Genomic DNA, 6,069 nt, shown 5'->3' with positions numbered 1-6,069 from the left:
AGATGGTGATGCCCGGAGACAATGTGACCTTTGAAGTAGCGCTGATCACTCCCATCGCCATGGAAAAAGAGCTGCGCTTCGCCATACGCGAAGGCGGCCATACCGTAGGCGCGGGCGTGGTAACCGAAGTTATAGAGTAAAAGATGACACAACAGGCTCTTCAAAAAATACGGATAAAATTGATGGCGTATGACCACCGGTTGCTCGATGTCTCTACGGAAGAGATAGTCGATACGGCCAAGCGCACAGGCGCAAGCGTCGTAGGACCGATACCTCTTCCGACGAAGAGGGAGATATTTACGGTGTTGAGGTCTCCGCACGTTGACAAGAAGTCAAGAGAACAGTTCCAGATAAAGACGCACAAGCGCATACTGGACATAGTGAATCCGACTTCCAAGACGATAGATGCGCTGAAGAAGCTGGACCTGCCTGCCGGCGTTTACGTGGAAATAAAATAAGGTTAACATTCATAACTATGCTAGGTATATTAGGTAAAAAGATCGGAATGACAAACATATTTAACGAGGCCGGGAAGAATGTCCCTATCACGGTGATCGAGGCCGGGCCGTGTTACGTGCTTCAGGTCAAGACAAAAGCCAATGACGGCTACGATGCGATACAGATAGGTTTCAGCGAGAAGCGCGAGAAGGTGACGACCAAACCGGATCTCGGCAGATTTAAAAAAGCGCAGGTACCGCCGCTAAGGTTCGTGCGCGAGTTAAGGGTCAAGGATCCCTCGATCTACAAGCTTGGCCAGAAGATAGGCACGGAGGTATTTGCTAAAGGCGATTATCTGGATATAGTCGGAACCTCAATAGGAAAGGGTTTTCAAGGCGGTGTTAAGAGGTGGGGATGGAGAGGCGGAGACACGGGGCACGGCTCTATGTTCGGCCGCGTTGTCGGCTCTATTCAGTCGGGCGCCCGTCTCGGTCGTGTTACAAAAGGGCATCACCTTCCCGGACATATGGGAACCGATCGCATATCGATCCAGAACCTTGAGGTGATAGACGTTGACAATGACAAAAATTTGATTATAGTAAGAGGTTCTGTCCCGGGGCATAAGAACAACTATTTAATCCTGAAGGAAGCAAGGAAGAGGCCGAAGGGATACGTGAAAAAGGTGTTTGTTCAGACGGCCGGCGCGAAGAAGAGTGTTAAAGCAACGGTAAAGAAATAGAGAATACGAATGGCTAAAGTAAAAACTGTTAACAAAAAAAAGATAACGGCTAAGAAAACGGCTTCGAAACCTGAATTCAGCTCCTCTATACCCGTATTCGATGTGAAGGGTAAAGAGGTTGAGAAGTTCCAGCTCGATAAAGAACTTTTTACCGGTAAAGTAAATAAGGCTGTGCTCTATCAGGCGGTGCTTATGTATAACGCCTGCGCCAGGCAGGGGAACGCCGCTACCAAGACCCGCGGCGATGTGTCAGGCGGCGGCAAAAAGCCGTTCAGGCAGAAAGGCACAGGCAGGGCGCGCGCAGGCTCCACCCGATCGCCCCTATGGAGACACGGAGGCATTGTATTCGGGCCGCAGACGCGGGATTATAGATATGATATGCCGAAGAAGTTGAAAAGGGCGGCTTTTCTTTCAAGTATTAATTCGAAGCTTGCCGACAGCAGGATGATAGGCATCTTAGAGGTAAGCGTATCGGAACCGAAGACGAAGAAATTCCGGGAACTACTCGACGCGCTGAAACTGGACGGTAAGAGCCTGTTTGTAGTGGATGCCGTAGATCAGAATGTGATCAGGGCTTCGCGCAATATGCAGGAAGTATCCGTAAAGAATTACAGAGATTTTAATACGATGGACGTATTACATTGCGATAACCTGATCATTTCGAAGCCGGCGCTTGAGAAATTGCCCGGGAGGCTCAACTAATGAAGAATGCTCATGATGTTGTGAAAGGTATGATACGGACCGAAAAAGGGTCGACACTGCAGACTCTTAATAAGTATCTCTTCTGGGTGGATAAAAGCTCTAATAAGATAGAGATCAAGAAAGCGGTTGAAGATATATATAAGGTGAAGGCAGACAGCGTCAATACCGTATCGATGCGCGGAAAGCTCAAGCGAGTCAGGTATGCCATCGGCAAGACTCCCGATTGGAAAAAAGCGATCGTTACGCTTAAAGCCGGAAACAAGATAGACGTTACTTAAAGAAACATCAAAGAGAGAAAATAAATGGGACTAAAAAAGTTTAAACCGACGAGCCCTGGGACGAGATGGACCGAGATCTCAGATTTCTCGGAACTTACAAAGGGTAAGCCTGAGAAGGCCCTGCTCGTGCCGCAGAAAAAAACGGGCGGTAGAAATAACCGCGGAAGAATTACGTCGCGTCACAGGGGCGGCGGCCACAAACGGATGATCCGGATCATAGATTTCAGGCGCGATAAGCTCGATATGCCGGCCAAGGTGGTCGCGATAGAATACGACCCGAACAGATCGGCGCGATTAGCGCTGGTGCAGTATCAGGACGGAGAGAAGCGTTATATAATAGCTCCGGCGGGATTAGGAGTGAACGATGAGATCGTATCCAGTAATACCGCCGAAATAAAGGTCGGTAATTCCACCCCTTTGAATAATATCCCTGCGGGCGTACCTATACATAACGTTGAGCTTAAATCCGGATCCGGCGCTTCGATCGCCCGTTCTGCCGGAAACGCTTGCACTATAATGGCAAAAGAAGGCGATTACGCGCAGGTGAAGCTTCCCAGCGGAGAGATCAGAATGATCGCGCTTACTTGCATGGCAACGATAGGCACCGTAGGGAACCCCGAACATGAGACGATCTCCGTAGGTAAAGCCGGAAGATCGAGATGGCTGGGGATAAGGCCTTATTCCAGAGGGGTGGCCATGAACCCGCACGACCATCCTATGGGCGGCGGCGAGGGTAAAGCCAGCGGCGGACAGCCCAGATCGCCTTGGGGGCAATATGCAAAAGGGCTTAAGACTAGAAAGAGTAAGTCATCCGATAAATATATCGTCAAGAGGAGAAAGTAATGTCAAGATCGACCAGTAAGGGACCTTACGTTGAGGAGAAGCTTCTGATTAAAGTGCAAAAGGCCGCCATGGCAGGCGATAAGAAGCCGATAAAGACATGGTCCAGGAGATCCACTATAACCCCGGATTTTGTCGGAATCACTATGGCTGTTTATAACGGCAGGAAGTTTATCCCTGTGTATGTGACAGAGAGCATGGTCGGCCATAAGCTCGGCGAATTCTCTCCGACAAGGACGTTCAAGAAGCACGGCGCCGCGACCGAAATATCAATGGATAAGACATAATATGATATCGAAAGCCACTTTAAGATACATAAGAATTTCGCCAAGGAAGGTGAGGCCGGTAATAGCGCTTGTAAAAGGAAAGAAGGCGGAAGACGCGGTCGCGATATTATACAGCGTGAAGAAGAAAGCGTCGGGAATACTTATAGAGGCTATTAATTCGGCGATAGCGAATGCCAAGCGCATACCCGGAATGGACGCTTCGAGCCTTTATATCTCCAGCTTGATCGCCAATGGCGGGCCGCAGCTCAAGAGATTCAGGGCGGCTTCCATGGGACGGGCCACCACGATTCGCAAGCGTACAAGCCACATTACTGTTGAGCTTGACTCGAATATCGAAAAAGCGCCGGCGCTCCAGGGCGCGGCCGCTCCGGCCGGAAGCAAGAAAATAAAAAATACCAGGGTTTCAGTTAAGGGAAATTCTAAGGAAGGCCAGGCAATTAAGAAGCCTAAGGCAAAAGAATCAACAAAAACTGAACACGGTAAGAAGGGTAAGGAGTAAGATGGGCCAGAAAGTACATCCATATGGCTTCAGGGTTGGGTACATTTACGACTGGAAATCGCGTTGGTTCGCGACGAAGGCCGAGTTTCCTAAGCTGCTTCACGAAGACCTGAAGATTAAGAAATATATCAAGAAAGCGCTTGCGACGGCGGCTGTTTCAAAGATAGAGATCGAGAGGACCAGCGAGAAAGTAAGGATATTGATATACTCCGCCCGTCCGGGAATCATTATAGGCCGCCGCGGTTCAGAGATAGAGAAGCTGAAAGAGGGGATTCAGTCTGTGGCCGGCAAAGAGATCCTTATCGATATCAAAGAGATAAAGAACGCCAATACGGACGCTCAGCTTGTTTGCGAGAATATAGCGTTTCAGATCGAAAAACGTATTTCACATAAGAGGGCCATGAAGAAGTCGGTCCAGGCGGCGTTGGATGGCGGCGCTTATGGAGTCAAGATCATCTGCTCAGGAAGGCTGGGAGGCTCGGAAATCGCCAGAGAAGAGAGCTACAGGAGCGGTTCTGTGCCGGCGCAGACACTGAGGGCAGACATCGATTACGGATTCGCGGAGGCGCACACAACATACGGCCTGATCGGCATAAAGGTATGGATATATAAAGGCGATAAGATCCTTGATAAAGCCAAAGACGAAGCTGAAGCGAAAAATCCGGGAGCGAGGTAGCTATGGCTTTGATGCCTAAAAGAGTGAAATTCAGAAAGATGCAGCGCGGTAAGATGCGCGGCAGCGCGTCCAGGGGCGCCACGATGTCCTTCGGCGAATTCGGCCTCAAGTCGCTGGAGAACGGGTACTTTACCGACAGGCAGATCGAAGCGGCCAGAGTGGCGTTGATGAGAAACCTTAAGGGCGGCGGCAAAGTCTGGGTAAGGGTGTTTCCGGATAAGCCGATTACAAAGAAACCGGCTGAAACAAGGATGGGTAAAGGTAAGGGAGATCCGAGCCACTGGGTTGCGGTCGTAAGAAGGGGTAAAGTGCTATTCGAAATGGAAGGTATTCCTATGGAGGTAGCAAAAGAGTGCTTCAGGGTTGCCGCGCATAAGATACCGCTCAGGGCCAAATTTATCACAAGGGATATGCACGCATGATAAAGGCCAATGAACTAAGGAATATGACAGCGGATGAGATAGCCCTGAAGGTCGAGGCGCTGAAAAAAGATCTGTTCAATATGAGGACCGAAGCTAAGGCTGGCAGGATTGAAAAGCCGCATATGTTGAAAATAGTCAGGAAAGACATCGCGAGGTGCGAGACTGTTTTAAAGGAGAAGGCGAATGCCAAGTAACACGAGAGGTAAGCGTAAAGAGAAGATCGGAGTAGTTGTAAGCGATAAGATGGATAAGACCATCTCGGTCAGGGTCGATTGGGTTACGCATCACCCTGTTTATAAGAAGATAATGAGAAAAGCCACTAAGTTCAAAGCACACGATGAAAAAAATAGCGCAAGGATAGGCGATACGGTGAGGATACAGGAGACTAGGCCCACATCTAAGACTAAGAGATGGCGGCTAGTAGAGATCATTAAGAAGGCGGGCGCTAACGATGAACCTGTTTTAGCCGAAAAGGCTTTGAGCGCTAAGGGTCAGGAATAATATTATGATAATGATGAGAACTATTCTGGATGTGGCGGATAATACCGGTGCCAGGAGGGCATCCATGATAGGGGTCCTCGGTAGAGGCAACAGGCAATTCGCCGATGTGGGCGATATAATAACCTGCAATATCAAAGAGGCCGCGCCTGATGGCATCGTGAAAGACCATGAAGTGGTGAAAGCCGTGGTGGTGCGCACCGCCTTTCCGTTAACCAGGCCCGACGGCACAAAGTTGAGATTTGACAGGAACGCGGTCGTAATAATAGACGACCAGAAGAATCCCAAGGGTACCAGAATATTCGGCCCTGTAGCGAGAGAGCTTCGCGAGATGAAATTCATGAAGATAATATCATTAGCGCCAGAGGTGCTGTAAATATGAATAAGATAAAAAAGAATGATATAGTATACGTTTTGGCCGGGAAGGACAAAGGCAAGACCGGGAAAGTTTTCAGGATGATGCCCAGCAAGGATAAAGCGTTGGTCGAAGGTATAAATTACGTGAAAAAGCATTCCCGTAAGACTAAGGCCGATCAGCAAGGCGGGATAGTGCAGATGGAGAGCGCTATACATATTTCTAATATTGCCCTATTCTGTAAGAACTGCAATAAGGCTTCGCGCGTAGGCATAAACGTCCTGGCCGATGGAACGCATTCAAGATACTGTAAAAGATGTAAAGAGGTGATCTAA

The 6,069-nt window shown here is 49.1% G+C and carries 13 protein-coding genes and 1 pseudogene; all 14 read left to right on the top strand.

Features of this window, described 5'->3' with window-relative positions; translation table 11 throughout:
• Positions 1–140: elongation factor Tu (gene tuf / locus NTY76_04380; protein ID MCX5678327.1), on the top strand; the 140-nt coding region annotated here is incomplete at its 5' end.
• A 3-nt stretch (positions 141–143) separates the two neighbouring features.
• Entirely contained in the window at positions 144–458 is a 315-nt protein-coding gene (gene rpsJ / locus NTY76_04375) for a 30S ribosomal protein S10 (GenBank protein MCX5678326.1), read from the top strand.
• A 17-nt stretch (positions 459–475) separates the two neighbouring features.
• Positions 476–1,177, top strand: a complete 702-nt coding sequence (gene rplC / locus NTY76_04370; GenBank protein MCX5678325.1) for a 50S ribosomal protein L3 — start codon at positions 476–478, stop codon at positions 1,175–1,177.
• 9 nt (positions 1,178–1,186) lie between these two features.
• Positions 1,187–1,879: a 50S ribosomal protein L4 gene (gene rplD, locus NTY76_04365; GenBank protein MCX5678324.1), complete on the top strand. Its 693-nt coding sequence runs from the start codon at positions 1,187–1,189 to the stop codon at positions 1,877–1,879.
• Entirely contained in the window at positions 1,879–2,157 is a 279-nt protein-coding gene (gene rplW / locus NTY76_04360) for a 50S ribosomal protein L23 (protein ID MCX5678323.1), read from the top strand. The genes rplD and rplW overlap by 1 nt, the downstream gene beginning before the upstream one ends.
• 24 nt (positions 2,158–2,181) lie before the next feature.
• A complete protein-coding gene (gene rplB, locus NTY76_04355; GenBank protein ID MCX5678322.1) occupies positions 2,182–3,000 on the top strand; it encodes a 50S ribosomal protein L2 in 819 nt (272 codons plus the stop codon).
• Positions 3,000–3,284 (top strand): 30S ribosomal protein S19, encoded by a 285-nt coding sequence (gene rpsS, locus NTY76_04350; GenBank protein ID MCX5678321.1) that lies wholly within the window; start codon positions 3,000–3,002, stop codon positions 3,282–3,284. The genes rplB and rpsS overlap by 1 nt, the downstream gene beginning before the upstream one ends.
• A 1-nt stretch (position 3,285) precedes the next feature.
• Positions 3,286–3,606, top strand: a pseudogene (gene rplV / locus NTY76_04345) (50S ribosomal protein L22).
• Positions 3,607–3,784: 178 nt separating this feature from the next.
• A complete protein-coding gene (gene rpsC, locus NTY76_04340) occupies positions 3,785–4,459 on the top strand; it encodes a 30S ribosomal protein S3 (protein MCX5678320.1) in 675 nt (224 codons plus the stop codon).
• A gap of 2 nt (positions 4,460–4,461) precedes the next feature.
• A complete protein-coding gene (gene rplP, locus NTY76_04335) occupies positions 4,462–4,881 on the top strand; it encodes a 50S ribosomal protein L16 (protein MCX5678319.1) in 420 nt (139 codons plus the stop codon).
• Entirely contained in the window at positions 4,881–5,075 is a 195-nt protein-coding gene (rpmC, locus tag NTY76_04330) for a 50S ribosomal protein L29 (protein ID MCX5678318.1), read from the top strand. Before rplP ends, rpmC begins: the two co-directional genes overlap by 1 nt.
• Complete coding sequence (gene rpsQ, locus NTY76_04325; protein ID MCX5678317.1) at positions 5,065–5,382, top strand: 30S ribosomal protein S17; 318 nt, start codon at positions 5,065–5,067, stop codon at positions 5,380–5,382. Before rpmC ends, rpsQ begins: the two co-directional genes overlap by 11 nt.
• 4 nt (positions 5,383–5,386) lie before the next feature.
• On the top strand, positions 5,387–5,755 hold the full coding sequence (rplN, locus tag NTY76_04320) for a 50S ribosomal protein L14 (GenBank protein ID MCX5678316.1): 369 nt from the start codon (positions 5,387–5,389) through the stop codon (positions 5,753–5,755).
• Between the two features lie 2 nt (positions 5,756–5,757).
• Positions 5,758–6,069, top strand: a complete 312-nt coding sequence (gene rplX, locus NTY76_04315; GenBank protein ID MCX5678315.1) for a 50S ribosomal protein L24 — start codon at positions 5,758–5,760, stop codon at positions 6,067–6,069.

Source organism: Candidatus Omnitrophota bacterium (assembly GCA_026387175.1).
Classification (GTDB): Bacteria; Omnitrophota; Gorgyraeia; order 2-01-FULL-45-10; family 2-01-FULL-45-10; genus CAIMPC01.
Note: the sequence above shows the minus strand (reverse complement) of the source record. Positions and strands in the feature narration are given on the sequence as shown.

Coding starts and splice junctions, on each gene's coding strand:
- rpsJ (MCX5678326.1), top strand. CDS start 144: ATGACACAACAGGCTCTTCAAAAAATACGGATAAAATTGATGGCGTAT.
- rplC (MCX5678325.1), top strand. CDS start 476: ATGCTAGGTATATTAGGTAAAAAGATCGGAATGACAAACATATTTAAC.
- rplD (MCX5678324.1), top strand. CDS start 1,187: ATGGCTAAAGTAAAAACTGTTAACAAAAAAAAGATAACGGCTAAGAAA.
- rplW (MCX5678323.1), top strand. CDS start 1,879: ATGAAGAATGCTCATGATGTTGTGAAAGGTATGATACGGACCGAAAAA.
- rplB (MCX5678322.1), top strand. CDS start 2,182: ATGGGACTAAAAAAGTTTAAACCGACGAGCCCTGGGACGAGATGGACC.
- rpsS (MCX5678321.1), top strand. CDS start 3,000: ATGTCAAGATCGACCAGTAAGGGACCTTACGTTGAGGAGAAGCTTCTG.
- rpsC (MCX5678320.1), top strand. CDS start 3,785: ATGGGCCAGAAAGTACATCCATATGGCTTCAGGGTTGGGTACATTTAC.
- rplP (MCX5678319.1), top strand. CDS start 4,462: ATGGCTTTGATGCCTAAAAGAGTGAAATTCAGAAAGATGCAGCGCGGT.
- rpsQ (MCX5678317.1), top strand. CDS start 5,065: ATGCCAAGTAACACGAGAGGTAAGCGTAAAGAGAAGATCGGAGTAGTT.
- rplN (MCX5678316.1), top strand. CDS start 5,387: ATGATAATGATGAGAACTATTCTGGATGTGGCGGATAATACCGGTGCC.
- rplX (MCX5678315.1), top strand. CDS start 5,758: ATGAATAAGATAAAAAAGAATGATATAGTATACGTTTTGGCCGGGAAG.